The sequence below is a fragment of the Bacillus sp. TH30 genome (assembly GCF_016650875.1).
Classification (GTDB): Bacteria; Bacillota; Bacilli; order Bacillales; family Bacillaceae_G; genus Bacillus_A; species Bacillus_A mycoides.
The window spans coordinates 5032505-5058635 of the sequence record NZ_JAEKEY010000002.1; the positions used below are offsets into that span (position 1 = coordinate 5032505).

The following is a 26131-nucleotide window of genomic DNA, read 5'->3' on the forward strand; positions in this document are numbered from 1 at the left end:
ATTAATAAAAATTTATAAAACAAAAGATCCAGAGATAGAAGGGGGATATGCATGAATTTTCAAAATGAAAAAATATCATTACATTTAGAGGTTGTAAATTACCAATATTCAGATGCAAAAGACGAGTGTGATAGAAATTGGTTAAGAGTAAAAGCGAAACTATCAGAAGAAAATAAAGTTTTTGAAACGATGGATCCTTTTTTACAAACATACGATTTACAGTACATGATAAAATGGTTTGAATCTTTACCAAACCCTACATATAACGAACTAGATTTCATAGAACCAAATTTAGCGTTTGAATTTATGGGGGGAAAAGCAGGGGAGTTTAACATTGTTATTCGCTTATCGCTGGAACTTAACCCCACATGGTGTAAGGAAGAAGAATACGAATTTTCTATCGGTATAACTCAAGAGGATAGGGAGAATATTATTCGTTCTATTGAAGAGCAACAAAGGAAATTTCCAAAACGATAATAAAAAGACTTGATAACCTACTAGAGGGAATCAAGTCTTTTTATTACATACGATTATCATGCCAGAAGTTTAATGGGAAGTGTTCGTTCTCATTATAGGCTTCTAATTCATATCCTCTTTCTTTCAGCCCTTTAATAATACCAGGTACTGCTTTAACTGATTGTGGATGAATATCGTGCATTAGAATAACTTCTGTTGGGTTTGTAGCACCATGTAGAACGTTTTCTACGATTTTAGCAGATGCAGCGTCTACTTGCATTTTGTTGTATTTCCAGTCTAATGAATCAATTGTCCAATCCCAAACTTTTAAACCATTTTCAACAACTTTGTTGCGAAGAGCTTCATTTAACCCTGGCATTGAGCCGTAAGATGGACGAGTTAATACTGGAGATTTTCCTAGAACGCCAGCGATTAAGCCTTGGTCTTCTTTCATTTCATCAACGTAATGACCTTCTGTGTAAAGTTTCTTATAGTTATGAGTCATACTGTGCATCCCAACATAGTGGCCTTCAGCATCTTCACGTTTTACAAGATCAGGGAAAGCTTTTACGTTTGAACCAATTAGGAAGAATGTTGCTTTTGCATTTTCACTCTTTAACATATCTAAAAGCTCAGCTGTGTATTTTCCAGGACCATCGTCAAATGTTAAGTAAGCGACTTTTCTAACTTGCCCGTTATAGTGCTTTGGAGCTTCTTTCGGAGCAAGGGACGTTTGAATTTCACTTACAAGTTGAACAGATTTCGCTTCATCCTCTGTACTTGCTAGAGCGATATGTGTTGATCCGTAAGCAGCTTCGTATGTAAATAATACCCCAGCGCAAATCAACAGAGCCCTTTTCACTAAAGTTGTCATCCGAATTCCATTGTGCATAATTTTCCTACTCTCTATAAAAGTTCTACTCTACTATATTAGCAATTTTAGAGGGGGAAATGCAAAAAAACTTTTTTACAAGCGCAAAAAAGTTTGTTAAAAAGTATGTAAGATTTCACTGTTTTGCAGGTTTGAAAAAATGAAACAAGAATTAAATGAATGGAACTGCATGTAAAATGGTTCATTCACGTTTTGTTTTAGAAAGGGAGGATAAGTATGAAAAAATTAGCTTGTTTACATGCTCATCATTCAAATATTGAATACATTGACCGAGCGTTGCAATTTTTTGAAATAGAAATACTCCATTTTGTAGATCCAATCTTATCACACAGACTAAAAATAGAACGAGAACAAGCACGAAATAATTTAAAAGATATTATAAAGTATATAGCTGAAAGTGATGTAGATACACTTTTAATAACTTGTACAGATTATATCACGTTATTAGATGAGAATTTCAAAATAGACATACCTATATTGAAAATTGATGAGCCATTCTTTGAAATGATTTGTCAGGTTGAAGAGCCACAGACAATACTATTTACAAATAACCGTACGGTTTCAGGAACGATGGAACGTTTAAAACAATACGCTCGGCAGAATAATAAATCCATACATGTAAAAGTAGAAGTGATAGAGGGGATATTTGAATTAATTATGCAAGGTCGTAAAGAAGAGCATGATGCTAAATTAGAAAAGTATTTATATGAAATTATGAAAGATAGAAATGAAATGTTTTTAGTTGCACAATTATCGATGGTAGATGCTGCTACAAGGGTAGAAAATATAATAGGAAGGAACATAATAAATCCGTTGAATGCGCTTGTGGAGTATTGTATACAGAGTGTGAATGAACAACCGTGTGAAAAATAAGGAAGAGGATGTTTGTTGTTTTAAAGAAAATCAATAAAAATTTCACATACCGTATTTAAAAAATAAATATAGGAAAACCAAAAAATAATGTAGAATATATCGTACATACATATGTGAAGGCAACAAAATATATAAAAGAGGTGGACATATGTTACTTGAAGAAGTAATGCAGCAACTAGAAGAATATGGAACAGAACAAAACCGTAAAATCTTTAAAAATCATGGGGCAAAAGAGCCGTTATTTGGAGTTAGTTTTGCAAATTTAAAATTGTTGAAAAAGAAGATAAAAAAGGATCATGATTTAGCAATCTCATTATGGGAAACAAAAAATATGGACGCAATGACTTTAGCAACGATGATTTTAGATCCGAAGAAACTAACGTCAGAACAACTAAATAGATGGGTTCAGGATGTTGAGTACTATTGTTTAATGGACGTTCTTATGACAGCTATATGTACGTCACCAATCGCGATAGAAAGAATGGAAGAATGGACGAAGTCTGATGAAGAATGGATTGGAAGAGCTGGTTGGTCATTATTAGCGAATATAGCGATTAAAAATAAAACGTTACATGATGAATTCTTCACTCCGTATCTAGAAGAAATTAAAGCAAATATACATAATGAAAAAAATAGAAAAAAAGAAGCGATGAATAGTGCTTTAATCGCGATAGGAATTCGTAATGAAGACTTAGAGCGAAAAGCGATTGAAATTGCACGTGAAATTGGGAAAGTACAAGTTGATCACGGGGCAACGTCATGCAAAACACCAGACGCAGAACCGTATATAAAAAAAGCGAGAGAAAGAGCTGAAAAAAAGAAAGTAAAATAAGAAAAGGGGAACGGTTATGAAACCAATTGAAGCGGCACAAAGCATAATTACATCACAATTTTCGAATTGTGATGTTGCTTTACTAGGGGGAAGTGTTGCTAGAGGAGAGGCTACGAAAACATCTGACCTTGATATTGTAATATTCGACCAAAGTTTGTCATCTTGTTATAGAGAATCTTTCTATAGTAATGGTTGGCCTGTTGAAGTATTCGTACATAATTTTGAAACGTATAAAACCTTTTTCAAAAGTGATTGTGAGCGCGGACGACCTTCATTACCTCAATTAGTTTCAGAAGGTATTGTGTTAAAAGGAAAAGATGAAATTGTAGAGATACTTAAAAGAGAAGCGAATGATTTATTAAATAAAGGACCCAAAAAATGGTCAGAAGAAACGATGAAGCAGAAACGCTATTTTATTACGGATACCTTGGATGATTTCATTGGTGCAACAAAGAGAGAAGAAGAATTGTTCATCGCCAATTTATTAGCTGATTTAGTACATGAATATGTTTTAAGGGTAAATGGTCAATGGCTTGGAAATTCAAAATGGTTTATTAGAGTGTTAAGAAGGTATGACGAGCAATATGCAGAACATTTTGTAGCGGCTTTTGATCATTTTTATAAAACAGAGGAGAAAAATGAATTAATTAGTTTTATAGAAAATACGTTAGAGCAGTATGGAGGAAGAGTTTTTGAAGGGTTTTCTATCGGGAAATGAAAAGGGGATAGCAAAATGAATGTACCATTCGTTCAATTAAGAGAATTGACACAAGAAGATGTAGAAGATCGATATCAATGGTCATTAGATACAGAAGTAACAAAACATTTAGTTGTACCAGATCAATATCCACCGTTCACTCGTGGCGATACGAGAAGATGGATTGAAGCATGCATAAGTCGAAAGAATGGTTATGAACAACGAGCTATCGTTACAAAGGAAGGTATACACATTGGATGGGTAGACCTAAAAAACTTTGATAATACAAATAAAAATGCTGAACTAGGGATTGCAATTGGAAATAAAGAATATTGGGGTAAAGGATATGGAATAGCAGCCCTATACAGTATGTTACAAATTGGCTTTTCTGTATTCGAATTAGAAAAAATATGGCTACGAGTAGACGAAGATAATTTACAAGCTAGAAAGAGTTATGAAAAAGCAGGATTTGTTTGTGAAGGAATAATGAGAAATGATCGATTACGTCAAGGTAAGTTCATTCATCGCTATCGTTATAGTATGTTAAAAGAAGAATATCAATCTTTATTTAATAGTCTATAAAAATGTTATGTAAACTAAAAGGGGATGGGGAAAATGATTCGATTACTTACGAAAGAAGATGCGGAAAAATATTGGGACTTACGTTTACAAGCTTTACAAGTAAATCCAGAGGCATTTGTAACAACTTATGAAGAGGCGATTCGCCAGGAAAATCCTATTAAGCGAGTGGAAAGTAATTTAACAGCTACTACTAGTTGTACATTTGGTGCATTTAATGAAGAAAATCATTTAGTTGGAGTTGTCACTTTACTAACAGAAGAGAGAGAGGCGTATAAACATAAAGGTCATATCGTTGCGATGTATGTAGATTCACAAAACAGGCGGAACGGATTGGCACGTGAGTTAATAACAAATGCCATTCAAAGAGCGAGAGATATAAAACTAGAGCAATTGACATTAGGTGTTGTATCTACAAACGAACCAGCAAAAAAATTGTATGAATCAATGGGCTTTAAAACGTATGGAATTGAAAAAAGAGCTATAAAGGTGAATGGTGTGTATAGTGATGATGAAAATATGGTGTTGTTTCTTTAAAGGAAGGATCTCCATTTAGAAAAAGATATGAACCCCAACGTGGCAATTTTGTATGCAACGGTTACTGATACATTTAAACGATTGCAAAGGTTAGTCGAAGGTATTGAAAAGAACGAACTATCCTATAAAGGGTCTGAAAATAACATTGGACAGCTACTTCAGCATTTAGCAGTAGTCGATTTACACTGGGTGTACCGTTTAAAAGGAGAGGGAGTTCCGCCTGCACTTGAAAATAAATATGGACCAATGTTGAATGAAATGGGAGAATTGCCTAGTTTAAGAAAGTACAAATTACAAGAATTAATGCAAGATTATGAAGCTGTGCAACATATGTTTTATGAGGAATGTATGAAACTAACAGAAAATGATTTAACACGAGAAGTTTTTTATGAAAAGGGAGAAAATGCGACTATAAGGTGGGGAATATGGCATATAGCCGATCATAATCGGTACCATCAAGCTCATATTAGTCGATTACGAAAGTTACATAGAAGTAGACCGTATGTATGATTAAATTTTTGAATATTAATTATATTAATTTTGTTATATAGTAGAAAAATAAACTATATAAGGGGTTTTATAATGAAAGCTATTGCAGTAGGGATATTGGCATCGTTTTTCTTTGCCTTTACCTTTGTGTTAAACCGGTCGATGGACTTAGGGGGCGGGAGTTGGATTTGGAGTGCATCACTACGGTATTATTTTATGGTTCCAATGCTACTACTTATTGTCATGTATAGAGGGAATTTAAAACAACTCTTGCAATATATGAAAAACAATCCGAAAGAGTGGTTGTTATGGAGTATTGTAGGGTTTGGTCTCTTTTATGCACCGCTTAGTTTCGCGGGTGCGTTTGGACCGGGGTGGCTTGTCGCTTCGACTTGGCAAATTACAATAGTTGCAGGGATTTTGTTAACACCATTTTTTGCGGTAGACCCATTACATAAAAAACTTCCAATGAAAGAATTAGTAATGTCAGGCATTATTTTATTCGGTGTTGTTCTTATGCAAGTAGAACACGCTTCTTCTTTAGGGATTCGTGAAACCATTTTATGTGTGGTTCCTGTACTCATTGCTGCGTTTGCATATCCACTTGGAAATAGAAAAATGATGCAAGTATGTAAGGGCGAATTAGATGTCTTCCAACGAGTTCTCGGTATGACATTAGCAAGTTTACCATTTTGGTTTTTACTATCTGGTTATGAAGTATCAACAGGCGGACTACCGTCAAGTAGTCAAGTTTTCCAATGTTTTATTGTAGCAGTTAGTTCAGGGTTAATCGCAACGGTATTATTCTTCTTTGCGACAGATCTTGTAAAAGATGATCCTCAAAAATTAGCAACAGTCGAGGCGACACAGTCTGGTGAAGTTTTATTTGCATTAGTAGGAGAGCTGCTCTGGTTATCGGCTCCAATTCCGTCTTCTTTATCGTGGGTTGGAATGAGTCTTGTAATTGTCGGAATGATACTTCATAGTTATGTAGCTGTAGTTGTGAAAAAAGAAGAGAAAATAACGGCATAAAAAGATTAGCTCTTTTTCAATAAAGAGCTAATCTTTTCTCATGAGAAAGGATGGAGAAAGGATGTTACAACGTGTTGAGTATTTAGAAATAGATCCCATTAAAAAAGTATTAAAGCATGCGATCGGTCCGAGTGAAGCAAGCTTATTTAAAGCAGTTTCAATGTATAAAAATGATCAGGCAGTGCTATATAAATATGGGAATAAGGGTTGCATAGGTATAGCGCTAATTCATACAAATAGAGCGAGAATGTGTCACATAGCTGTTGATGAAAAATATCGCAATCAAGGAATTGCACTTCAAATGATTAAAGAAATAATTAGGGAATATGAGTTAACATATATTGAGGCTGAGACAGATACAGAGGCAGTCGGTTTTTACAAGAAATGTAACTTTAAGATTGAAAGTTTGGGTGAAAAATACCCGGGGATAGAAAGGTTTAATTGTTATTTAGAGAATGAATAAAATAAATAGCTCATCATTTGTGATGGGCTATTTCATATTAGTATAAATTAAGATTGCTAGATTGAAAGTTTTTGATTGTGTTCACCTTTTTATATTAATTTTAAATAAATACACCATAATTTAACTGTTTCCGATATGATAAGAACGATAGGTCTATAGTAATCTGTATGATTATGTTAAAAATTAAGAAAAATATGATAATATATGTATGTATTAGTTTAAAGCAAAATGGGGGAACAATCGTGAAAATGAATGACATAGTGGCGAATACACAATTTCCAAATACAATCGAAACAATTACAAATGATTTAAAAGCATTAGGGATAGAAAAGGGAATGACAGTTATTGTACATTCTTCATTAAGTTCAATCGGTTGGATATCAGGCGGTGCAGTTGCCGTAGTAGAAGCGTTAATGAAAGTTGTTACAGAAGAAGGAACGATAATTATGCCGACGCAATCTTCGGATTTATCCGATCCAAAACATTGGTCAAGACCACCTGTACCAGAAGAATGGTGGCAAATTATTCGGGATAACGTCCCAGCATTTGATCCACGTATAACACCAACAAGGGCAATGGGAGAAGTAGTTGAATGTTTTCGTACATATCCGAATGTATTGCGCAGTAATCATCCACTCAGTAGTTTTGCAGCATGGGGGCAACACGCAGAAGAAATTACAGCGAATCATTCACTTTCCATAAGTTTTGGTGAAGAATCGCCATTACGAAAAATATACGATTTAGATGGATACATATTATTACTTGGTGTTGGTTATGACTCTAATACGTCTATACATTTATCTGAGGTACGTACAGGTGCACGCGAGTTAATAAAGGTAGGAGCACCTATTATAGAAGAAGGTGTAAGAGTATGGAAAGAATTCGTTGAAATGGATTACGATTCTGATACGTTTGTAGAAATCGGAGTTGAATATGAGCTTAAAGGAACAGTTACGCGTGGGAAGATAGGGAATGCGACGTGCCGTTTTATGAGGCAGCGTGATGCAGTTGACTTTGGAACAGAGTGGTTTCGTGCGAAAAATCAATAAGGGATGGTTATTATGCAAGGGAAAAAAGTATTAATTACGAGCGGCGGCTGCCTAGAAAAATGGGATCAAGTACGTGGACATACAAATTTAGCAAAAGGTACGATTGGAAGAATTATTGCGGAAGAGTTAATGACAAAGGGCGCACATGTAATATATTTGCATGGCTATTTCGCTGAGAAGCCAATGGATGTAAATAACCAATTAGAATTGCACCCATTTGAGGGGATTATTGATTTACAAGATAAGATGAAAAGTATTATTACACATGAAAAAGTAGATGCAGTTATTATGGCTGCTGCTGGCTCAGATTGGGTTGTCGAAAAGATTTGTGATCAAGATGGAAATATTCTTAATATGAACGGAAAGATTTCAAGTGACATCGCTCCAATTATTCATTTTCAAAAAGCGCCAAAAGTATTAAAACAAGTAAAGAGTTGGGATTCAGAAACGATACTCGTTGGCTTTAAACTTGAAAGTGACGTAAATGAAGCAGAACTTATTGAAAGAGCAAGTAAAAGAATGGAAGATGCAAAAGCAAGTGTAATGGTAGCAAACTCACCGCATTCTTTATATTCTCGCGGTGCTGTGCATCACGTTATTGGACAAGACGGTAATGTGAAGTTATGTAATGGGAAAGATGAAACTGCAAAAGAAATTGTCAATATGTTAGAGCATTTATGTAATCGTATCACTGCGATGTAAATTTAAGCTTTTAGAAAGAGATGCAGTCGCATAGTATGTAATGGAGTTAATATTAAATTAGTGGGGGAACTTAGCCCCCACTAATTATTAAATTGAGTCAATGGAATAAATAGGCCATTAGCTGCTCGTAAATGTGTAATACATGATATATGCATAATGAACATTTTGTGAGGAGTGGATTGTATGGAACATTTATTAAAGCAAGCTATTAAACTTAGAAATGAAAAGAAATATGCGCAGTCTAGAGAGATACTTATAGGATTAACAAACTTTACGAGGGATGCAGAAGTACTATATCAATGCGCTTGGATACATGATGTAATGGGTCTTGAAACGGAGGCGGTTCCGTATTATGAACAGGCAATTGCGAACGGACTTGATGGTGAATCCCTTTGCGGTGCGTATATCGGTCTTGGCAGTACGTATCGTTGTATAGGGGAATATGATAAAGCGATTACTTTATTAGAAGCAGGGATAAAGAAGTTCCCGGAAAATGACGTGATGAAAGTGTTTTTATCATTAGCAAAATATAACGTAAACGAACATGAAGAAGCGATGAAATTACTGTTAGAGACAGTTGTGAAAGTAGATGAGATAAAAGAATTTGAACGTGCTATTTCATTTTATAAAGACCATTTAAATGAGGTTTTTGAATAGAGGAGAGAAGGAATGAATCCATCAATTTCACGAAGGAAAAAAGGCATTTGGATTGGACTCGTATCTTTAATTATGTTATCAAACTATTTATTGTATGCCCTGCCAATAGTGCCAGCTGCCCCGAAAGAAGTAGTCCTCGGTTCATTATTAGATTTTATGTTTGTAATTCCAATCATCACATATTTCTTTATTATACGGAAAAGATACTCGTTAACGTATATGTTTCCTGTAGTTATAGCTGGATATGTATTCGCAAGATTTATAATTCCTAGTGATTATTTACAAGCTTTTTCATTTGTTTCGTATGTAATAGTTGCTGGAGAAATTGTGTTCGTATGTTTTGAACTGTTTCTTATATATAAAATTATAAGAGTACTTCCTAAAATAATAAAACGATATAAAGAATATAGAAGTGAGTATTCTTCATTTTCTTATGCGATTGATGCAGCATTTGATGCTAATATGAAGAGAAGTAAGACAGTAAATATCATTCTAACAGAGTGTAAATTACTCTATTATGCTTTTTTATCGTGGCGTGAAAAAGTATTAGAAAGTGAATCCACATACTCATATCATAAAAAGACCGGTGCAATAGGTGTTTATATCATGATTATTCATGCAACATTAATTGAAAGTATCGGTTTTCATTATTTACTTCATCAATGGAATCCAGTAATAGCTTGGGTTTTACTCATCTTAAACATATATGCGATGTTTTATTTTTTAGCTGAAATACAAGCGATGCGTAAAAATCCAATTATCGTTGCGGAAGAAAAAGTGATTATTCAAATTGGATTAGGAAAGAAAATCGTTATATCATTTACACAAATTGATAACATTGCGTTTTATAAAGGCGAACCTTTAAAGAAAGAAGAAGAAAAAGAGGTTCTTGACGCAACTGTTATGGAATTTATAAAGGAACCTCCAACTTTTGAAATAACGTTAAAAGAGCCAATTAAAGCGCAGTTGTTATATGGATTTTCTAAAACAGTAAGTCGTATTCACTTAAATGTAGACGATGAACGGAATTTTTATGATGTAGTTAAGACAAAGTTAAAACATGAGTAAAGCTCCTAAATATCATCGTGCATTTGGTGTATATGGAGTTTGTATTGAAAAAAATAAAAGACCATATATGAATTGTGGTTAATAAAATAGTAGTAGTTCATTAACTCCTTCCATTATAGAAGGAGTTTTTATGATGCGGAATACGGTATACTTTCATAATCAGGAGCGTAAAGGATATAATTAAAAACGGACTATATGATAAAAGGGGTAACTAAAAAATGAATTGTTTACGTACATCAAGGATTGAAATTATAGAAAGAAAAATACGTTATGATTCTACAACTGTAGATCACGTTTGTTTATTAGTAGAAGCACAACCGAAGAGAATCGTACTATTTCATGAGGTACAGTACCCTTTTACTATGACAGCAAACGAAATAAAATTAACTATTCCTAAAGGTAGTTATACAACCGCATATTATTGGGAAAATCGTCCGTATAACCTATACATATGGAGAGATGATGCTGGGCATTATTTAGGGTCATATTTTAATATCATAAAAAACACACATGTAGGAAATGAGTTAGTAACATTTGAAGATTTAATCATTGATATTATGGTTCTTCCTAATGGTGAGTATTTCATATTAGATGAAGTCGAATTACCTGAGTCATTAGATCAATTTGAAAATGGTTATGTGAAAGAAGCTCTTAACGTATTAACGGATACAATTCATGTCTTCTTACCTCAAATGATTTTAGAAACGGAGACTATATTTAAACAGAAAGAGATTTTTTCTACATGAAAAATAAAAAAACTCGCAGCTTACTAGCTTGCGGGTTTTCATCGTAAACTATTAGAAAATATGATAAAATTAAGAGGTAACTTATGGTACGGTTGGTTGTTCAATTATCACTTCTCCGAGTAGGAGGGGGGTGATAATAAGTGAGTGAAATTGCGTTGTTATTGCAAGGTGGACTGTTTCTCATTGCATTGTTAACGTTTATTGTCGTCTTAATTGACAAGCTCAAAAAATAACAACCCACCTATGCCTATAGAATGTGGGTTGTTGTGTTTGTACGAAACAAATAGGATAAATGAACAATCCAATCTGCTAAGTTACGTGGACTAGTGTGTAGCCGCACACTAGTCTTTTTTATTTATATACAGGTTTTAATTGTTTTATGTGATTGTATTGTTCTTTTCACACTCATTATAACACAGTGTCTTTTCATGAAGAAAGGAGACCGTATGTTCCTATATGGATTAAATAGAACGTGTAGTTTCTTTAAATAGCCCATCCATATACTGTTTTAAACTTTCCACAAAAAATCCTTTTTTGTCTACATTATTTACGCCGACAATTGGTGATGGAAGATTGTATCTTTTTTCTGATAAATGAACAACAACATCAAAAATATCAAATAGGCGAATGAAGCAGAATAGACCGTCTTTATCACTAAGTAAAATAAAGTAATGGTTTTCGCTCGTTGTATTTAATGTATTCCATAAAGAGCTTTTGCTTAAGTCACGAACGATACTCTTTTCCTTTAATTCCATGAAATCGGCATTTAATAGAATAGTAGAAATATCAATCGCATCTGGATCGTCAAAGTAGCCATCAATTGTTTGTACAGCAAAAGTATAAGCCATTTTTAATACACTCATTTTATATTTACGGTTATCTAAAAGCAATTCACGTTGAATAGAACTAGCTACTTTTGTTACGCGCTCTTCTTTCCAAATTTCATTATGTAATGAAATATCGTGCTTTTTACATAGTTTCATAATTAATGCATTGGAATAAAGTATCTCATCACTTACTTCGACTACATCTGTCTCAGCGGCTGCTAGCTCCTCACCATGTTCATTCGTATAGAGAGGGGAGTCGATTTGTTTTTTCATTTGCTCAATCTTATATTGACTTAATTTATGTCTAATTAAAGGACGATCAATATTTGTTGTCATATGTTCATGACATGAATCACAAATTGAGTTTATGAAATAATATCCACATAATATCTCTGGAATGACATATTGTTCACTAAGTTCTTTCGTATCTTTTCTGCAAATGATGCATTGTGTCATATTTATCACCTTTACCTGCAAATTTGTCTGTAATCTCATTGTAGTGTATTTAATGGGATTTTGGAATATTGTAAAGGAAAATATTATGTGAAATCTAAGTTTAATTTGGTACAATGAAGAGAAGTGCTAGTTTAAAGGAGGACGTTTTTTTGAAATCGAAAGTGCACTTTTGGACATTAGAAGTGCTGATGGTTGTAGGAATTATATTTATTTGCACAAAAATATCGTTTCTATTTCAACCAATTGGTATCTTCATATCAACATTATTTTTCCCAATTTTAATCGCGCTATTTTTATACTTCATATTTAACCCTGTGTTAGTCTTTTTGGAGAATAAAAAAGTACCTAGAGGTTTAGCGATCTTACTACTGTACCTTTTTATCATTACATTAACTGGAGTTGCTATTGGAGTAGTCGTTCCAACCATCTCACAACAGTTAATGGATTTAGTGAAAAATATGCCGACTTATATAAAAGAGGGAAAAGTATACATACAAGATCTATCCCATCATAGGTTATTTGAATGGTTATCTACACAAAACTACGTTTCCATTGAAACAATTGAAAAAAATGCGATTGAATACTTAAAGGGTATACCAAACACAATTACGTCGAGTGCAACGGCTTTATTTGGTATTATCACGAACGTGGCGTTAGTTATCTTTACAGTACCGTTCATTTTATTTTATATGTTTAAAGATGGACATGCATTTCCAGGAAAAGCTGTTAGTGTATTACCAGAGTCTTACCGAGAAGAAGGACTTCGTATCATAAAGGAAACGAACGAAACATTATCTGCATATATTCAAGGTCAAGCGCTCGTTTGTATGTTTATTGGTGCCTTTACATTTACTGGTTATTTAATCATCGGTTTACCGTATGCTTTCGTTTTAGGAATTATCGCAGCATTTACAAATATAATTCCGAACTTAGGTCCATTTATCGGAGCAGCACCAGCTGTCATTATAGGTCTGTTCGTATCTCCGATGCAAGCTCTGTACGTAATTATTATAGTAACAATCGTACAACAGTTTGAAAGTAACATCATTTCACCGCGTATTATGAGTTCAAAATTAAATATCCATCCGTTGACAATTATCATCCTTATTTTAGGGGTAGGTAATTTCGCGGGAATTATCGGAATGATTTTAGCAGTACCAGCTTATGCGGTAACAAAAACAGTTGTTTCGAACTTAGTGAGATTGTTTAAGACGAAACGAAGTAAACGGAAATAGAATATGTTGAGAAAGATACACCGCTTAATAAAAAGGGGTGTATCTTTTATTTTTTAGTGTATGAAATACATATTATTATTATTATATATTTTTACACATCAAATCAGGCGGTGAATTTTTGTTAAATAAACTTTATCCCGCTATTTGTGGGCAGTAAAACTCCCACCTCAAAATTCAGGTGAAGAAAAAAAGAAGTTAGGTGGGAGATCAACTGCGCGTAAACGCCCGATTGGTGAGAGCTAATAATCAGTGGGGGATGAACAAAACCCCCACTGATTAAAGTTTCACTTTATAAACTATGTGGAATCTCTCTGAACTATCCAAATCATTTCTTTACACCGCGTTATTAACATCATAATCGACTCCTTTCATTTCTAATATAAGTTCAAACAATTATAGGTGAGTGTAGTACTTGCTTCTACGATCACGAATTTCATCTATAATCTTTTTATACTGTTCCTCTTGTTTTACTTCATTTGCAGATATAGTTTCTTTTTGAATCGTAATGGTTAAAAAGAAAAGGTGAAACCTCATACATGAATTCCTCCTTTCGAATAGGAATTACAGGTGACTACAATAATGACTTTGTCGTTCTTTTACGTTGTACATAGCCTGCTCAATTTGTCGGTCATGAAGCATATCAGACTCAGACAGTTTATTTTTTTGAATGGTAATCGTTAAAAATAATACTCTGAATTTCATTAGGATATTACCCCTTTATAATGTATTTAGTAAAGACGATTGTAATAAGAGGACTGGCGCTCTTTCACATCATCCATAATATTTTTAATTTGTTGTTCACGAGAAATTTCATCTTTTGAAAGTTTGCGTTTTTGAATGGTAATCGTTAAAAAGAAAGCCTTAAATTTCATTAGGATATTGCCCCTTTAAAAAATATTTTTAAAACATTTGTGTATAATACGAACTTTTAATGTCCGTTATTTTATCCATAGTTTGTTTTAATTGTTGTTTACGAAAGATTTCAGCTTCAGATAACGTTTTTTTCTGAAGTGCTGTCGTAAAAAAGAAAATATGAAAAGTCATAGACGAATTCCTCCTTTCGAAAAGGAATTACAGGTGATCGCAATAAAGCACTTGGCGCTCCTTAACATCATTCATAGCTTTTGTAATTTGCTCATTATGAAGAATTTCAGCTTTGGAAAGTGTATTTCTTTGAATCGTAATACTTAAAAACAATACGCTAATAGTCATCGAATGTTGCTCCTTTCTTTAAAAAATAATGTATGAGACTAAAAAATCGCACAAAAAAGCCACAGGAAGATATCGTTTTCCTATGGCTGGGCGTGAAAAAGCCACAGGAAAGTATACGACCTCCTGTGGCGAATTTATGAATTAAAAGAAATAAAGTACGATTTTTAATTCTCCATTAGGGTGGTCGAATTCATATTTAATTGTCCGAAAAACACAGATGCAGTTAACGATAAAGTTAAAGCATGTAATTGTAATTTCATCATTTCCTTCGACCTCCTTTTAGAATATTTTTCTTACGTTAGTAATTATATACAATTAATGGATAATTGTAAACATAAAAATTGAAAATTTTTAATTTTGATTAAAATGCGTATGTTTTAAAGGGTTTTTAAGGGATACATTGTATAGATTGGATAATAAATAGAACTTGGTGGTGTCTAATGAACTATATGAATAGAATAGCAGGTATTATGCTAACAATTTTATTAGTTGTTACTGCTTGTTCTAATGGGGAGCAAATAAAAGAAATATCACATATTGAACCTGGGGCTTTTAAAAAATATACGGGGACATACGTTAGAAATAATTCCGACGTTATTGCGATTGTTACAAACTTACCTGGTGGTGAAACAGTTCAAAGTTTAAATTTAGAAAATGAAAATATTAAAGTGGAATATGGTGCAAAAGAGAATGGAAATCTTACAGAAGAAATGATTGAGACGTATTGGTTTGATGGGAAGGATACGATGAAGAAGAATTTACTCTTTAATGCTATTTATCTTGCAGTTTTAGTACCGAATGCGAAAGGGTATGAGTTTCAGATTGAAAATCAAAGTTTTGCATTAAAAAGAGAAGAACTTTTACCCATACTGTATAAAGAATTTAATGATTTGCCAAAGGATGATCTTATATGGAATAAGGGAATCGTAATGAACTTCTTTTACGGTAATCAAGAAAAAATAGAAAAGCTAGTTAATAATAAAGATTTTCGAAAGCAATTTTTTGATGAACATCCTGTGCGGGAATCTAAGTGATATGGAGGAAGATGAGGTTATTTCACGATTGAAAATCAGAACATTTTTTAAGGGGAGTCATTCATTATCGAATGATTCTTTTTTTGATGAAAATTATGGAAAAAAATATAACGTTGCGCTATGGTTAATTACATAAGTAATGAACCTAGGAACCTAAGGTGGTGAAATCGTGAAACCTACTCTAGAACAAAATAAATTAATATACATACAAATTGCAGAAACTATTGAATCTGATATTTTAAAAGATATATTGCTTGAAGAAGAACAAGTTCCATCGACAAATCAATTTGCGAAGATGTTACAAATTAATCCAGCCACTGCAGCTAAAGGGGTAAATGTATTAGTGGATGAGGGGATTTTATATAAAAAGAGAGGGATTGGGATGTTTGTTGCAAAGGGAGCAAAAGAAGTCGTACTAAAAAAAAGACAAAATACTTTTATGACAGAGTATTTACCTAAAGTGTGGGAAGAAGCAAAAGTACTAGAAATATCAAAAGACGAATTGATGGACATGATACAAAAAATTACGAAGGAGGGGAAAGAGTAATGTTTGCACTTGAAACGAAAGATTTAACGAAAAAATATAAAAAGACACTAGCTGTAAATGAAGTAACAATTGCATTGGAAGAACATAAAATATATGGTTTGCTTGGAAGAAACGGAGCGGGGAAAACAACATTATTAAACCTTCTTGCAGGACAAATTATTTCAAGTAGTGGAAGTGTATCTATATTTGGCGAAAATGTTTTTGAAAATAGTAAAGCGATGCAAAAAATTTGCTTTGTTAAAGTGAAAGAAGAAGCGCATTTAAGTAATAAAATTAAAGAGATTTTTGAGCTATGTAACATGTTTTATAAAAATTGGGATCAGAAATATGCTGAAGAACTGGCAGGGAAGTTTCAGCTTAATATGAAAGAGAAATACCATAAATTATCACACGGTATGCAAACAGTCGTAGGAATTATTCAAGGTCTAGCAAGTAGGGCACCGATTACTATTTTTGATGAGCCGACTACCGGTTTAGATGCAGCACATCGAGAGCTATTTTATAGTTTACTATTAGAAGATTACGGTGAGTATCCCCGAACAATTATATTATCAACACATTTAGTAGAAGAAGTAACCCATGTTATTGAAGATGTAATCATTATAAAAGAAGGAAGACTAGTTGTTCAATCATCAGTGGAAGATTTATTACAAAAAGGTCATATTATATCAGGGCATAAAGATAAGGTCACAAAATTTTTAATGGGAAAAAATGTTGTAAAACGAGAGTTGTATGGAAATAAAGAGATTTCTACCATATGGCAAAAACTGTCTACTAAAGATTATCAGTTGATTGAAACGGAAGGGTTAGAAATGGACAGGGTAACACTACAAAAACTATTTATTTACATAACGGATAAAGAGGGGGAATGACAATGCTTTTAAAACAATTGAAGTTACATATAAAATATCATTATAAGGCCGTTTTTATCTTTTGGATTGTAGCATTACTTATAAAATGGACAATGACTGCAACTGATTTAAAGGAGATAAAGGTAGCATTTTTACATGATATTTTCAATAATTCATCAATTGCAATTTTGATGTTTATTGTAGTAAGTGTGTTTCTTATTCAACTTGATATTTTTCCTACAGTTGTCTCATTTGGTGTTACTAGGTTGCAATTTTTTATTGGTTCAGTATGTTTTATTTTATTGCAATCAGCATTTTTTTCATGTCTTCAAGTTTTATTTTTACAAGGTACATTTTATGAAACAGAACATGCAAATTTAGGAACACATACAATTGAACAATTCTTTGCACAGTTCGTATTTTATAGTACATTAGCTTGTTTATTCCAATTAACAACTATTTTTCAGAAAAGATTTAATTGGTTAGGATTTGCCTTTAGTGTGATATTTTTATTCGGATTGGCGAGTACAATGTATGCTGGGATAGGGATAAAAGAATTGGTGTTTATTGATAGTAAAGTGTTACTAGAAATACCTAATTTCATATCAGTTTCGATAGTACTTATTTTCATATATATCGTAATTAGTGCTTTGTTTATTCGTAAAGTTTCGTTTGAAGATACGATTTAAATACAATTACTTTGAGAGAGAAGGAAGACTGTATGGGAGATACTTCTTCACTAATAACCGTCTTTTTATGCGTGGCACTGCTTATATTTTGGCGCCGTTATCGATCTATGTATAAGCCAATTAAGGGAACAGGAAAACGTATTTTGTGGCCATTACTATTTTTAACACCGGGGATAGTATGGTTTTTTGGACCCGTACATCCAGCACTATTACAAGTAGTTATAGCAGCATTCATTGGGGTTCTTTTCGCAATCCCACTTATATTTCTAACAAGCTATGAGCGAAGAGAAGACGGAAACATTTATACGAAAAAAAGTGCTGCCTTTTTAATTACTTTTATCGGAATTGTTATTTTAAGATATAGTTCAAGACAATATATTGTTGATTTAGATCAACAAACAATCGGTTTATTATTTTACGTCGTTGCAGTATCATATATTATTCCGTGGAGAATTGCTTGTTATATAAAATTCAGGAAAGTTTTGCGAGAAAATAATAACCATGCTATATGAAAACTTCTCATTTGAGAAGTTTTTTATTTTTATATGCAAGCAAAATAATTTGTTGAGGTTCACGCTACCATACAATATGATAAATATAAAAAATTGAGGGGAAGTAGGGGATATAAAAGTGCGTACAATTCTACTGTTTTTACATAACATGCCCATTGATGAAATAGAGAGTATGAGAAAAAAGCATGATCCTTTATTCGGATTAATTCGACCGCATATAACAATTGTATTTCCATTTGAAAGTTCCATTTCGAATGATGAGCTGAAATCACATATTTTGCATTTGGCAAAAGGGATAGGGGAAATTGAAATTGAGTTTGCAAGTCGTATAACAAGTGTGGGAGACTATTTGTTTTTAGGAGTTGAAAAGGGGAAAGAACAAATAGAAAAACTACATGATAAATTGTATACAGGCCCCTTATTACGATTTTTGAAAAGAGACATTCCGTACATACCGCATGTAACAGTCGGAAGAGAAAGTAGCCCTGAGTTAGCAACTGAAATAGCGAAGGAGATTCCTAGTTTTCATGAGAAGTTGAACTGTGTAATCAATAGAATTAGTGTGGAACGAATTGGTGAGAATGGAGAATCAATTATTGAATTTAAAGTACCATTGCAAAAAAGCTGACAAAAGTCAGCTTTTTTTATTTCATACCATGAAGTAAAGTACCAATCGCACCACTATAACCGCCGTCTTGTAAAAAGACAGGTATTTTGTTTTGATATTCTGTATAGCTACTTATAATATTTTGAAGATGTACGTTATTACATAGAGTAGAACCGATGTAAATGATATGGTCAATGTTTTTTGCTTCGGCGAATTGAAGGCTTAATGCTGTGACGACTTCACCGACAAGTCCTTGAACGGTAGCTAGTATATCTGAACTACTATAATTTGAGTCTGTAATGGTCGCTTTTCCGAAATTGCTAGCAGTTAAGTTATTATCAAGAGGGGAGAGAATCCCGCCATAAATATCTCCAACTGTAATATCTAGACTGTTTCTTGAACCAATTTTCGTAAGCGGAATCACTTCTTCAAAATGATCTATATTTGTTAATAGTTTTGAAAGACCCATAATAGTACCACCGCCAACTCCAGTTCCACCAGCGCGAACATATTGCTTGTCGTGAACATAGTGAATGGAAGTACCTGTACCGATATTTGTTAATACAAAGTTGTTTATAGCACGTTTTTCTTCTTTTAGTATGTAGCGTACTCCTACTAAAGTTGCTTCAAACTCGTTTAACTCTACTATTTTATATGAACCTGAAAGTAGTTCTTCTAACTGTGTAGCTTTACCACCTGTAATGCATAATTGTGTAATTGAATTATGATTTTGAAGCCATTCTTTAATTCTTTCTTGTTCATATGAATAAAATTTTTCAAAACATAATTTTTTCTCTAGGTTAAAGTAAGCAATCTTTGTTAATGTTCCCCCAGCATCAATACCAATAACATTCCGCATTTCCCTACCCCTTACTATGTAATCTGTTTAATCAGCTTGATATATTAATAGCTTTTCAATGGTAACGATTGATTGACCGTTTACAGAGGCAATTCCTTTCCCAAGAACAAAACCTCGTCTGTTACGTGTTAATTCATAATGTAAGTCAAGTTTATCACCGGGATACGCATTTTCATGAAATTCCACCCCATCTAAAGAGGAGAGGAAACCAAGTCCTTCAGATTCACCTGTACTTACAAAAGCACTAAGTTGAGCGAGTGCTTCTACAATTAGCATATGAGGCATATAGTTTTGATTTTTATTAATAAACCACTCGTTATTTGTGATCAGTTTGTATCCTGTAGCTGATTGAGATTCTTTAACGTTTGTAATTTTATCAATCATTAAAAATGGATAGCGATGGGGAAGAGTATCTTTAATATTCATATCGTACCTCCAGGAATAATAATACCCCTGCTAAAGTTAAGCAGGGGAGTTATTATTAATTCTTAACTAATTCTTCTATATTTTCAATAGAGAAAATACCGCTGTTTTTAATGTTTTCAACTACTTCTTGTAATACTACTTTATCTTGAACAAGTGCAATACGTACAAAACCTTCGCCATGAGGACCAAATGCATGGCCTGGTGTGACAACAACATTTGCACGATCCATAAGTGCATAAGCGAACTCTAGCGAAGTCCATCCTTTCGGAATTTCAGCCCAAACGAACATACTTCCAGCTGGTTTATCGACATTCCAACCGAATTTGCGGAATCCGTCCACTAAAGTATCTCTACGTTCTTGGTAAATTCCACGGTTTTTTTCGCAAAATGCAGCGCCATGTCGTAATGCAGCGGATGCAGCTTTTTGAATTGGTAAAAACACACCGTAATCTGTATTAGACTTAAATTGCGTAAGCGCGCCGACAATTTCTTCGTTACCAATCATATAACCAATACGGCTACCAGCTAAACTATAACTTTTAGATAAAGAATTAATTTCAACGCCAACTTCTTTTGCACCAGGTACAGATAAGAAGCTAATTGGCTTTTGACCATCAAAATAAAATTCAGCATAAGCAAAATCATGGACAACGATAATATTATGTTTTTTCGCGAATGCGATTACATCTTTAAAGAAATCTTCATGTGCCATTGCTGGAACTGGATTTCCTGGGAAGTTCAAAATCATCATCTTTGCTTTATTGGCGATTTCTTCAGGGATAACCTCTAAGTTAGGTAAGAAATCATTTTCTTTTTTTAATGGCATGTAGTAAGATGTTGCACCGGCCATTTGAATTCCTGTTTCATAAGCTGTATATCCTGGATCAGGAACTAGTATTATATCTCCCGGATTTGCAAAAACCATAGGTAAATGAACGAGTCCGTCTTGTGAACCCATTAATAATAAAACTTCTTTTTCAGCATTTAATATAACGTTATGAGTGTTGTTGTAATATTCAGTTACAGCTTCGTGAAATTCTTGAATACCAGATAATGTATATCCGTAACTTTCTTTTGCACTTGCCGTATGTACCATTTCTTCTCTTACAAAATCAGCAGGAGGCATATCAGGATTCCCGATACTTAAATCAATCATTTTATGACCTGTTGCAATTTTCTCTTTTTTATAGGCCCCTAATTCACTAAATATAGAAGATTGGAATGCTTTCATTCTAGTTGCTAAAGTGTAAGTCATCAAAACCCCTCCTAAAAACAGTGTTTTCTTTCTGTATTTTTAATTATTCTGAAAACACATGTTTACATTTTATCATTTTTTTATGAAAATTAAAACGATTGACAAATTTAGAGGAAGGATAATAAGGGAAAATATAAAAATAACGTAGAAAATATTTTCTACGTTATAAATGAAGATTAATTGTTTATTTTTTTATATGTACATGTTTTTTCAGTTGTAAAAAAGTATACATTTAATTTATTATCGACAACTTTTAAAGATTGATCTGATGTAAACGAGTTACCATAATCAATACGATACACGTTAGAATTTTTAACAAACGATCCTTTAAATAAATCCTCTTTTTTATTTGTTGTTTGCATTTCCACTAAATTGTGAACAACCTGTTCTTTCTTTTCTTCTTTTACAACTGTTTCAAATTTATAATATACAGGGCATTCACCATTTTTATTATCAATGATTTCCCAAGAGCCGTATATATCATTATTGCTACATCCACTAAGTAGAACGACTAATATAGGAAAAATAAGTAGAAACTTTTTCATTGTGTACTCCTTTCTTATTAGTATTTATAAACGTGCGAATACGATAAGAATATTGTAAAAAATAAAGTTTAAATTTTTATAAAGAATTACTAAATTTCACATAAAAATTTGGAGAAGGGTGAGATTTCAAAATAAAAAGGCATGAATCTAGTGTAATGCCAGATTCATGCCTAACGGTCTATCTTATGTTATGTCTTTTGAGGATAAATGAAGCGGAAAGAAGGATGACAATTCCATTTACAACATACATATTTGCAATAATAAAGGCTAGGTTAGCTGCGCCAAATCCACCTTTATTATTGCAAATATGGAAGCGAATGCTGTAGTAGTCAAAAAGATAATGGGAGTTAACAGTAAAAATAAGAAACCTGCAACAATTCTTCTTTTAAAGTTATTTTGGGATAGGGAAATGGCTAAAAAATTAAGGGCGCCAAACATAATGAATGAAAACAGAAGGGTAATTAATAATTGGATACCAACAGACATTTCCACAGCTCCTTTTGAAAAATCTATTGTTTATTGTATTCGAAAACAGTAGGCGATCCACCTTTAAATATTCGTACTATATAAAGGTGGATCCTAGAAATTGAAAAAGAATGGATCAAGTAAAATACTGGATCCATTCTTAAGAAATATTAGTTTTATCCCGTTATTTGCGGGCAGTAAGACGCCCACCTCAAAATTCGGCGAATACGAGGCGGTTTGGTGGGTAAATACCCGTAAAAGCCCGATTGGTAAGGACTAATAATCAGTGGGAGATGAACAAAACCCCCACTGATTAAAGTTTCACTTTATAAATTCGCAGATTGTGACGTTTGTTTTTCAAATTGTTTCTGCTTAGATAAGGAAATAAAAATAATCAACAACGAAATGACTCCGAAGATGAGAACCATATATTGTAACCCAATCGTATCTAAGAAGAAGCCAGTTCCAAGTAAGACAATTTGGAACATAACTCTCTCAAACATATTACGGAATGAGAAGAGGCGACCGTGATAGCTTTTTTCTACTTTCGTTTGGAAAATTGTCGACATAATAGGGAAGAAACAGCCGACACTAAAGCCAAACAAACCAAACGATGTAAGAGCCATCCATTTTATATCGCTAAAGAACAATGAAAGGTGTGCAAAAGCGGTACAAACAGCGAAGAAATATAATAATTTTTCAGGTTTGAAATGGTCAGATAAACGTTTAATAACGAAGGCACCTAACATAAATGCGACACCTTCAATTGTATATATAAATCCTTTAATCGTTGGATCATGTTGCATTTCGCTAATGTTAATAACCATTAAATTGAATCCAGCTATAAATAATAGAGGGATAATACTTAATATAAGTGCTGTAAAAGCAATAGGAATTCCTTTTAAAATACGAAACACTTCCATAAAGCTATTATCTTTAGCCGATTCTTTACTTGATGTAGTTGACTTTTTATCTTCAAATTGTAGGAAGAAAGTTGAGAGGAATAATAAAGCGTATGCTGCCATTGAGAAGGCATACATATACTGTAAACTCATTACAACTAAAAGAATTCCACCTAGTGAAGTACCCGCAATACGAGCGATTGTACCAACATTCATATGTACACCGTTCATCTGTAATAACTCATGCTCACGAACGATTAGAGGAATTACAGATTGTAATGCAGGGAAATAAAATGCAGCTGAAATTTGAAGTGCAACCATAAATGCAATCATGAATGCGATACTTTCATATTGAATGGCGAAAAACATGAAAATAACACTAATAACACGACCGAAGCCAGCGTAAAGAAGAACTTTCTTTTTTTCATACTGATCAATGACACGACCAGCCATTGGACCAACTAGAACGCCAGCTAACAGTCCGATAAATAATATAACGGATTTCATAAAATCAGAAGGGACGTATTTTTGCATAAATTCAAGATTACCAAGAATACCAAGCCATAACCCTAGACCAGCAATAAACTCCCCAATTAACACAATCCAAACATTTTTATTACGCCACATAATGTAAAACCTCTCTGTCTTTTAAAATGAAAAACTCGTATATAAAACCTCCTTATTTTATGTATTATTTTTAACGAACTTTTTTAGAGTCAGAGTCTATATTACGTGTTTCATTAATGGATTTCAATCTTTTTGATTTGTAAAAAAATGATGAATTAAGTGATACAATGGGTAACTAAAAATACAAAAAATTCATAAGTAAATTCAAAGGGAAGGTAAGTGTGGGGAAAATAAAAAAAGTAAGAACGCAGATAATACGTCTTACTTTTCTCAAAAAACCAAAATAGATTAAATTAGCAACACTTATGATCTTGTCCAATAGCTAAGCCGCTAAAAGACAGAGGACCAACAATGTCTGCACTTGCACCACTAGTAAGGTTTTCTACAGTTAATGAATACTCGTGAGTCCCGCAGCTAACATTTTGATCTATAGCTTGAAATGTTTGCGCGTAAAATTGCTCAGAATCTGTAGATTCAATCCCTACTTGAGCGTTGAAGATTTCTGTATTGTCACGGAAAATTCGGAATAAAACTTGTGAAATCTCAGTTATACCTTTAACCCCAACTGTAGCAATTAATTCTACTCGATTATTACGTGAATCTCTTCTTGAAATTTTTAATTTAATACTTGCTAGAATTGCTTTTTCTGGGGAATGGGGAATTACAAAAGTTGTTTCACCTGTTTTATTTAAAGGTTGAGTAGCTTGATAATCAATGATATGAGTCATATTCGTCACCTCCTCATATACTAAAATATGAAGGTAACGATGAATTAGCTTGGACATATACTATAAGATTTTAATAGAATTGAGGAGTAATGTTGAATAAAGGGAGATAATATAAAAGCATCAAGAAAAAATCCCAATTATGAGAGTCATTTTTTGATGCTTTTCATACTTTAGGCGGAATATTCTTCTTTACGTACTTCGAAGAATTCATTCCGGCGTAAGTAATTAAAAATTTTTTCCGAAACCTCTTCTTCATGAGACACTAAGAATCGTTGATCAAAAGCATAGAAAGATTGACCTTTAATTAATTTTACGTAGTATATTTTACACGCCTCCTTTAAATTAGGATTCTTAAATACTTTATATTATGATGACCTATCTGGTTGTTAATAATACTTAAAGTTTCAAAGGGAAGAAGTATAAATTCAAAAAAACATTGAAATAGCTTACAAATCTGTAATGTTTTTGTCACCTTTGCCGATAGTTAAAATTAACCAGTATCTTCTATACTACAAATAGGTTCCATAAAACAAGGGGGTAGAAAGATGGAGGAAGTAATTGGAGAAGTTGTAGCAGGGATTTGTGAATTTGTAGTTGAAGTTACGGTGGATGTTTTAGGAGATTTAGTTTCCGGAAATGATGAAGAGAAAGAAACATTATAAAATTTGTAAAAAGTTTAAAGATAAACAATGTGTAAAAGCTGATTTCTAAAGGGAAGTCAGCTTTTATATTTTTTACATTATATTAATAATATTTAAATATTAACCTGTTACGATATTAATGAAATCAATAAAGGAGCTGACCGATATGAATATGCCGAATTCTAGATGCGATGTACCTGATTCTAGTACGATTGTAGCGAATATAAATGAAAAAGAATATCACTTTATTGTTCGTATACATCCACTTGCAGGAAAGATGATAGCGCTATTTGAAAATGGGAAAGAATATGGCTTGCTTGATAAGGAAATCGCTAGTAGGGATAAATTTATTAGGTCAGAGCTTACTAAGTTGAAGCATTTCAACATAGATATTCTTTATGATAGTCCTGGGTGGATATGGATTGGCATGGACCAATATGGATTGCATGCAAGAGAGGCTACTAATAGCGAAGTAGAAGTTATTTTGAAGTTACAGGGGGATTAGACGTGTAAGAAGATCCTCAAATTTAAGAGATACTTTGTGGGGGTGTGGGATAATTCCCCATAACCTTTTTTGTTTTGTGCTTAAAAATAAAAGAGTTAAATTTTTTTGATAGAAGGTCTCTAATACAAGAGACGAG

Annotated in this window: 38 protein-coding genes and 1 pseudogene; 24 read left to right on the forward strand and 15 right to left on the reverse strand. The window is 33.1% G+C overall.

Annotation, left to right across the window (positions count from 1 at the left end):
* The first annotated feature begins 51 nt into the window (after nucleotides 1–51).
* On the forward strand, nucleotides 52–477 hold the full coding sequence (locus JFU20_RS27885; protein ID WP_201039152.1) for a WapI family immunity protein: 426 nt from the start codon (nucleotides 52–54) through the stop codon (nucleotides 475–477).
* A 43-nt stretch (nucleotides 478–520) separates the two neighbouring features.
* On the opposite strand, the gene JFU20_RS27890 is transcribed toward JFU20_RS27885, so the two are convergent.
* The gene (locus JFU20_RS27890) at nucleotides 521–1348 is read right to left on the reverse strand and encodes a peptidoglycan-N-acetylglucosamine deacetylase (protein WP_002127847.1); all 828 of its coding nucleotides are present in this window, start codon (nucleotides 1346–1348) and stop codon (nucleotides 521–523) included.
* Between the two features lie 216 nt (nucleotides 1349–1564).
* Here JFU20_RS27890 and JFU20_RS27895 point away from each other — a divergent pair, with 216 nt between their 5' ends.
* The 14 genes from JFU20_RS27895 to JFU20_RS30300 all read left to right on the forward strand — a co-directional run bounded on the left by JFU20_RS27895 (nucleotide 1565) and on the right by JFU20_RS30300 (nucleotide 11305).
* Entirely contained in the window at nucleotides 1565–2221 is a 657-nt protein-coding gene (locus JFU20_RS27895) for a hypothetical protein (RefSeq protein ID WP_002013400.1), read from the forward strand.
* Between the two features lie 148 nt (nucleotides 2222–2369).
* The gene (locus JFU20_RS27900) at nucleotides 2370–3053 is read left to right on the forward strand and encodes a DNA alkylation repair protein (RefSeq protein ID WP_002013403.1); all 684 of its coding nucleotides are present in this window, start codon (nucleotides 2370–2372) and stop codon (nucleotides 3051–3053) included.
* Between the two features lie 16 nt (nucleotides 3054–3069).
* Complete coding sequence (locus tag JFU20_RS27905) at nucleotides 3070–3771, forward strand: nucleotidyltransferase domain-containing protein (protein ID WP_002013404.1); 702 nt, start codon at nucleotides 3070–3072, stop codon at nucleotides 3769–3771.
* A gap of 15 nt (nucleotides 3772–3786) precedes the next feature.
* A complete protein-coding gene (locus JFU20_RS27910) occupies nucleotides 3787–4332 on the forward strand; it encodes a GNAT family N-acetyltransferase (protein WP_002013405.1) in 546 nt (181 codons plus the stop codon).
* Between the two features lie 33 nt (nucleotides 4333–4365).
* Nucleotides 4366–4866, forward strand: coding sequence for a GNAT family N-acetyltransferase (locus JFU20_RS27915; protein ID WP_002165582.1), 501 nt, complete (start codon nucleotides 4366–4368; stop codon nucleotides 4864–4866).
* Nucleotides 4867–4893: 27 nt separating this feature from the next.
* Nucleotides 4894–5376 (forward strand): DinB family protein, encoded by a 483-nt coding sequence (locus tag JFU20_RS27920; protein ID WP_201039153.1) that lies wholly within the window; start codon nucleotides 4894–4896, stop codon nucleotides 5374–5376.
* A 72-nt stretch (nucleotides 5377–5448) separates the two neighbouring features.
* Complete coding sequence (locus JFU20_RS27925; RefSeq protein ID WP_002013410.1) at nucleotides 5449–6387, forward strand: DMT family transporter; 939 nt, start codon at nucleotides 5449–5451, stop codon at nucleotides 6385–6387.
* A 61-nt stretch (nucleotides 6388–6448) separates the two neighbouring features.
* Nucleotides 6449–6850: a GNAT family N-acetyltransferase gene (locus tag JFU20_RS27930; RefSeq protein WP_002165583.1), complete on the forward strand. Its 402-nt coding sequence runs from the start codon at nucleotides 6449–6451 to the stop codon at nucleotides 6848–6850.
* A gap of 248 nt (nucleotides 6851–7098) precedes the next feature.
* Complete coding sequence (locus JFU20_RS27935; protein ID WP_125930143.1) at nucleotides 7099–7899, forward strand: AAC(3) family N-acetyltransferase; 801 nt, start codon at nucleotides 7099–7101, stop codon at nucleotides 7897–7899.
* Nucleotides 7900–7911: 12 nt separating this feature from the next.
* Nucleotides 7912–8601, forward strand: a complete 690-nt coding sequence (locus JFU20_RS27940) for a phosphopantothenoylcysteine decarboxylase domain-containing protein (protein WP_002165585.1) — start codon at nucleotides 7912–7914, stop codon at nucleotides 8599–8601.
* 183 nt (nucleotides 8602–8784) lie between these two features.
* Complete coding sequence (locus JFU20_RS27945) at nucleotides 8785–9258, forward strand: tetratricopeptide repeat protein (protein ID WP_002013416.1); 474 nt, start codon at nucleotides 8785–8787, stop codon at nucleotides 9256–9258.
* 12 nt (nucleotides 9259–9270) lie between these two features.
* On the forward strand, nucleotides 9271–10326 hold the full coding sequence (locus JFU20_RS27950) for a hypothetical protein (protein ID WP_201039154.1): 1056 nt from the start codon (nucleotides 9271–9273) through the stop codon (nucleotides 10324–10326).
* A 218-nt stretch (nucleotides 10327–10544) separates the two neighbouring features.
* Entirely contained in the window at nucleotides 10545–11072 is a 528-nt protein-coding gene (locus tag JFU20_RS27955) for a ribonuclease FAU-1 family protein (protein WP_201039155.1), read from the forward strand.
* Between the two features lie 140 nt (nucleotides 11073–11212).
* Nucleotides 11213–11305 (forward strand): putative holin-like toxin, encoded by a 93-nt coding sequence (locus JFU20_RS30300; RefSeq protein WP_001289318.1) that lies wholly within the window; start codon nucleotides 11213–11215, stop codon nucleotides 11303–11305.
* 228 nt (nucleotides 11306–11533) lie between these two features.
* Here JFU20_RS30300 and JFU20_RS27960 read toward each other — a convergent pair whose 3' ends face one another.
* Nucleotides 11534–12355 carry an HNH endonuclease gene (locus JFU20_RS27960; protein ID WP_000189680.1) on the reverse strand — a complete coding sequence of 274 codons (822 nt, stop codon included), beginning with the start codon at nucleotides 12353–12355 and terminating at the stop codon, nucleotides 11534–11536.
* Between the two features lie 149 nt (nucleotides 12356–12504).
* On the opposite strand from JFU20_RS27960, the gene JFU20_RS27965 reads away from it, so the two are divergent.
* Complete coding sequence (locus tag JFU20_RS27965) at nucleotides 12505–13590, forward strand: AI-2E family transporter (RefSeq protein ID WP_201039156.1); 1086 nt, start codon at nucleotides 12505–12507, stop codon at nucleotides 13588–13590.
* Between the two features lie 393 nt (nucleotides 13591–13983).
* Here JFU20_RS27965 and JFU20_RS27970 read toward each other — a convergent pair whose 3' ends face one another.
* From JFU20_RS27970 to JFU20_RS27990, 5 genes are read right to left on the reverse strand one after another with little or no spacing between them, the layout of a single operon-like run.
* The gene (locus JFU20_RS27970) at nucleotides 13984–14124 is read right to left on the reverse strand and encodes a YrzI family small protein (RefSeq protein WP_002013395.1); all 141 of its coding nucleotides are present in this window, start codon (nucleotides 14122–14124) and stop codon (nucleotides 13984–13986) included.
* A gap of 27 nt (nucleotides 14125–14151) precedes the next feature.
* Nucleotides 14152–14292 carry a YrzI family small protein gene (locus JFU20_RS27975; protein WP_000672237.1) on the reverse strand — a complete coding sequence of 47 codons (141 nt, stop codon included), beginning with the start codon at nucleotides 14290–14292 and terminating at the stop codon, nucleotides 14152–14154.
* Between the two features lie 26 nt (nucleotides 14293–14318).
* The gene (locus JFU20_RS27980) at nucleotides 14319–14462 is read right to left on the reverse strand and encodes a YrzI family small protein (protein WP_002013394.1); all 144 of its coding nucleotides are present in this window, start codon (nucleotides 14460–14462) and stop codon (nucleotides 14319–14321) included.
* A gap of 28 nt (nucleotides 14463–14490) precedes the next feature.
* The gene (locus tag JFU20_RS27985) at nucleotides 14491–14634 is read right to left on the reverse strand and encodes a YrzI family small protein (RefSeq protein ID WP_201039157.1); all 144 of its coding nucleotides are present in this window, start codon (nucleotides 14632–14634) and stop codon (nucleotides 14491–14493) included.
* Between the two features lie 27 nt (nucleotides 14635–14661).
* Complete coding sequence (locus JFU20_RS27990; RefSeq protein ID WP_000156202.1) at nucleotides 14662–14802, reverse strand: YrzI family small protein; 141 nt, start codon at nucleotides 14800–14802, stop codon at nucleotides 14662–14664.
* Nucleotides 14803–15242: 440 nt separating this feature from the next.
* On the opposite strand from JFU20_RS27990, the gene JFU20_RS27995 reads away from it, so the two are divergent.
* The 6 genes from JFU20_RS27995 to JFU20_RS28020 all read left to right on the forward strand — a co-directional run bounded on the left by JFU20_RS27995 (nucleotide 15243) and on the right by JFU20_RS28020 (nucleotide 19063).
* The gene (locus JFU20_RS27995; protein ID WP_002013393.1) at nucleotides 15243–15836 is read left to right on the forward strand and encodes a DUF4825 domain-containing protein; all 594 of its coding nucleotides are present in this window, start codon (nucleotides 15243–15245) and stop codon (nucleotides 15834–15836) included.
* Nucleotides 15837–16005: 169 nt separating this feature from the next.
* Nucleotides 16006–16383 (forward strand): GntR family transcriptional regulator, encoded by a 378-nt coding sequence (locus JFU20_RS28000; protein WP_002165589.1) that lies wholly within the window; start codon nucleotides 16006–16008, stop codon nucleotides 16381–16383.
* Entirely contained in the window at nucleotides 16383–17255 is an 873-nt protein-coding gene (locus JFU20_RS28005; protein WP_002165590.1) for an ABC transporter ATP-binding protein, read from the forward strand. The genes JFU20_RS28000 and JFU20_RS28005 overlap by 1 nt, the downstream gene beginning before the upstream one ends.
* Nucleotides 17252–17923, forward strand: coding sequence for a DUF4052 family protein (locus JFU20_RS28010; protein WP_033710072.1), 672 nt, complete (start codon nucleotides 17252–17254; stop codon nucleotides 17921–17923). The genes JFU20_RS28005 and JFU20_RS28010 overlap by 4 nt, the downstream gene beginning before the upstream one ends.
* A gap of 32 nt (nucleotides 17924–17955) precedes the next feature.
* A complete protein-coding gene (locus JFU20_RS28015; protein WP_002165591.1) occupies nucleotides 17956–18435 on the forward strand; it encodes a CcdC family protein in 480 nt (159 codons plus the stop codon).
* A gap of 118 nt (nucleotides 18436–18553) precedes the next feature.
* Nucleotides 18554–19063, forward strand: a complete 510-nt coding sequence (locus JFU20_RS28020; protein WP_002165592.1) for a 2'-5' RNA ligase family protein — start codon at nucleotides 18554–18556, stop codon at nucleotides 19061–19063.
* Between the two features lie 16 nt (nucleotides 19064–19079).
* On the opposite strand, the gene coaW is transcribed toward JFU20_RS28020, so the two are convergent.
* From coaW to JFU20_RS28045, 5 genes and pseudogenes are all read right to left on the reverse strand, one after another.
* Entirely contained in the window at nucleotides 19080–19901 is an 822-nt protein-coding gene (gene coaW / locus JFU20_RS28025; RefSeq protein ID WP_002013384.1) for a type II pantothenate kinase, read from the reverse strand.
* A gap of 27 nt (nucleotides 19902–19928) precedes the next feature.
* A complete protein-coding gene (locus JFU20_RS28030; RefSeq protein WP_001021821.1) occupies nucleotides 19929–20327 on the reverse strand; it encodes a 3-hydroxyacyl-ACP dehydratase FabZ family protein in 399 nt (132 codons plus the stop codon).
* A 55-nt stretch (nucleotides 20328–20382) separates the two neighbouring features.
* Nucleotides 20383–21582: an LL-diaminopimelate aminotransferase gene (locus JFU20_RS28035; RefSeq protein ID WP_002165593.1), complete on the reverse strand. Its 1200-nt coding sequence runs from the start codon at nucleotides 21580–21582 to the stop codon at nucleotides 20383–20385.
* Nucleotides 21583–21758: 176 nt separating this feature from the next.
* A complete protein-coding gene (locus JFU20_RS28040; protein WP_002013381.1) occupies nucleotides 21759–22127 on the reverse strand; it encodes a hypothetical protein in 369 nt (122 codons plus the stop codon).
* 178 nt (nucleotides 22128–22305) lie between these two features.
* A pseudogene (locus JFU20_RS28045) lies at nucleotides 22306–22613 on the reverse strand (hypothetical protein).
* Between the two features lie 100 nt (nucleotides 22614–22713).
* Here JFU20_RS28045 and JFU20_RS28050 point away from each other — a divergent pair.
* A complete protein-coding gene (locus JFU20_RS28050; RefSeq protein ID WP_157381565.1) occupies nucleotides 22714–22872 on the forward strand; it encodes a hypothetical protein in 159 nt (52 codons plus the stop codon).
* Nucleotides 22873–22918: 46 nt separating this feature from the next.
* Here JFU20_RS28050 and JFU20_RS28055 read toward each other — a convergent pair whose 3' ends face one another.
* From JFU20_RS28055 to JFU20_RS28065, 3 genes are all read right to left on the reverse strand, one after another.
* Nucleotides 22919–24121, reverse strand: a complete 1203-nt coding sequence (locus JFU20_RS28055) for an MFS transporter (RefSeq protein ID WP_002013379.1) — start codon at nucleotides 24119–24121, stop codon at nucleotides 22919–22921.
* A 293-nt stretch (nucleotides 24122–24414) separates the two neighbouring features.
* On the reverse strand, nucleotides 24415–24849 hold the full coding sequence (exsC, locus tag JFU20_RS28060) for an exosporium protein ExsC (RefSeq protein WP_002165595.1): 435 nt from the start codon (nucleotides 24847–24849) through the stop codon (nucleotides 24415–24417).
* A gap of 170 nt (nucleotides 24850–25019) precedes the next feature.
* Nucleotides 25020–25172 (reverse strand): YqbF domain-containing protein, encoded by a 153-nt coding sequence (locus JFU20_RS28065; RefSeq protein WP_078179002.1) that lies wholly within the window; start codon nucleotides 25170–25172, stop codon nucleotides 25020–25022.
* A 484-nt stretch (nucleotides 25173–25656) separates the two neighbouring features.
* Between JFU20_RS28065 and JFU20_RS28070 the strand changes: the two genes are divergently transcribed.
* Nucleotides 25657–25995: a hypothetical protein gene (locus JFU20_RS28070; RefSeq protein ID WP_002013374.1), complete on the forward strand. Its 339-nt coding sequence runs from the start codon at nucleotides 25657–25659 to the stop codon at nucleotides 25993–25995.
* The last annotated feature ends 136 nt before the right edge of the window (nucleotides 25996–26131 follow it).

Bases quoted from the DNA above. Each gene is read 5' to 3' on its own strand.
- JFU20_RS27885 (WP_201039152.1), top strand. From the start codon at position 52: ATGAATTTTCAAAATGAAAAAATATCATTACATTTAGAGGTTGTAAAT.
- JFU20_RS27925 (WP_002013410.1), top strand. From the start codon at position 5,449: ATGAAAGCTATTGCAGTAGGGATATTGGCATCGTTTTTCTTTGCCTTT.
- JFU20_RS27950 (WP_201039154.1), top strand. From the start codon at position 9,271: ATGAATCCATCAATTTCACGAAGGAAAAAAGGCATTTGGATTGGACTC.
- JFU20_RS27930 (WP_002165583.1), top strand. From the start codon at position 6,449: ATGTTACAACGTGTTGAGTATTTAGAAATAGATCCCATTAAAAAAGTA.
- JFU20_RS27980 (WP_002013394.1), bottom strand. From the start codon at position 14,462: ATGAAATTTAAGGCTTTCTTTTTAACGATTACCATTCAAAAACGCAAA.
- JFU20_RS27940 (WP_002165585.1), top strand. From the start codon at position 7,912: ATGCAAGGGAAAAAAGTATTAATTACGAGCGGCGGCTGCCTAGAAAAA.
- JFU20_RS28055 (WP_002013379.1), bottom strand. From the start codon at position 24,121: ATGTGGCGTAATAAAAATGTTTGGATTGTGTTAATTGGGGAGTTTATT.
- JFU20_RS27895 (WP_002013400.1), top strand. From the start codon at position 1,565: ATGAAAAAATTAGCTTGTTTACATGCTCATCATTCAAATATTGAATAC.
- JFU20_RS28015 (WP_002165591.1), top strand. From the start codon at position 17,956: ATGGGAGATACTTCTTCACTAATAACCGTCTTTTTATGCGTGGCACTG.
- JFU20_RS28010 (WP_033710072.1), top strand. From the start codon at position 17,252: ATGACAATGCTTTTAAAACAATTGAAGTTACATATAAAATATCATTAT.
- JFU20_RS27910 (WP_002013405.1), top strand. From the start codon at position 3,787: ATGAATGTACCATTCGTTCAATTAAGAGAATTGACACAAGAAGATGTA.
- JFU20_RS28005 (WP_002165590.1), top strand. From the start codon at position 16,383: ATGTTTGCACTTGAAACGAAAGATTTAACGAAAAAATATAAAAAGACA.
- JFU20_RS27960 (WP_000189680.1), bottom strand. From the start codon at position 12,355: ATGACACAATGCATCATTTGCAGAAAAGATACGAAAGAACTTAGTGAA.
- JFU20_RS27915 (WP_002165582.1), top strand. From the start codon at position 4,366: ATGATTCGATTACTTACGAAAGAAGATGCGGAAAAATATTGGGACTTA.
- JFU20_RS27995 (WP_002013393.1), top strand. From the start codon at position 15,243: ATGAACTATATGAATAGAATAGCAGGTATTATGCTAACAATTTTATTA.
- exsC (WP_002165595.1), bottom strand. From the start codon at position 24,849: ATGACTCATATCATTGATTATCAAGCTACTCAACCTTTAAATAAAACA.
- JFU20_RS28030 (WP_001021821.1), bottom strand. From the start codon at position 20,327: ATGAATATTAAAGATACTCTTCCCCATCGCTATCCATTTTTAATGATT.
- JFU20_RS28040 (WP_002013381.1), bottom strand. From the start codon at position 22,127: ATGAAAAAGTTTCTACTTATTTTTCCTATATTAGTCGTTCTACTTAGT.
- JFU20_RS27890 (WP_002127847.1), bottom strand. From the start codon at position 1,348: ATGCACAATGGAATTCGGATGACAACTTTAGTGAAAAGGGCTCTGTTG.
- coaW (WP_002013384.1), bottom strand. From the start codon at position 19,901: ATGCGGAATGTTATTGGTATTGATGCTGGGGGAACATTAACAAAGATT.
- JFU20_RS27985 (WP_201039157.1), bottom strand. From the start codon at position 14,634: ATGACTTTTCATATTTTCTTTTTTACGACAGCACTTCAGAAAAAAACG.
- JFU20_RS27990 (WP_000156202.1), bottom strand. From the start codon at position 14,802: ATGACTATTAGCGTATTGTTTTTAAGTATTACGATTCAAAGAAATACA.
- JFU20_RS27905 (WP_002013404.1), top strand. From the start codon at position 3,070: ATGAAACCAATTGAAGCGGCACAAAGCATAATTACATCACAATTTTCG.
- JFU20_RS27900 (WP_002013403.1), top strand. From the start codon at position 2,370: ATGTTACTTGAAGAAGTAATGCAGCAACTAGAAGAATATGGAACAGAA.
- JFU20_RS28070 (WP_002013374.1), top strand. From the start codon at position 25,657: ATGAATATGCCGAATTCTAGATGCGATGTACCTGATTCTAGTACGATT.
- JFU20_RS27935 (WP_125930143.1), top strand. From the start codon at position 7,099: ATGAATGACATAGTGGCGAATACACAATTTCCAAATACAATCGAAACA.
- JFU20_RS27920 (WP_201039153.1), top strand. From the start codon at position 4,894: ATGAACCCCAACGTGGCAATTTTGTATGCAACGGTTACTGATACATTT.
- JFU20_RS27955 (WP_201039155.1), top strand. From the start codon at position 10,545: ATGAATTGTTTACGTACATCAAGGATTGAAATTATAGAAAGAAAAATA.
- JFU20_RS27975 (WP_000672237.1), bottom strand. From the start codon at position 14,292: ATGAAATTCAGAGTATTATTTTTAACGATTACCATTCAAAAAAATAAA.
- JFU20_RS28035 (WP_002165593.1), bottom strand. From the start codon at position 21,582: ATGACTTACACTTTAGCAACTAGAATGAAAGCATTCCAATCTTCTATA.
- JFU20_RS27970 (WP_002013395.1), bottom strand. From the start codon at position 14,124: ATGAGGTTTCACCTTTTCTTTTTAACCATTACGATTCAAAAAGAAACT.
- JFU20_RS27945 (WP_002013416.1), top strand. From the start codon at position 8,785: ATGGAACATTTATTAAAGCAAGCTATTAAACTTAGAAATGAAAAGAAA.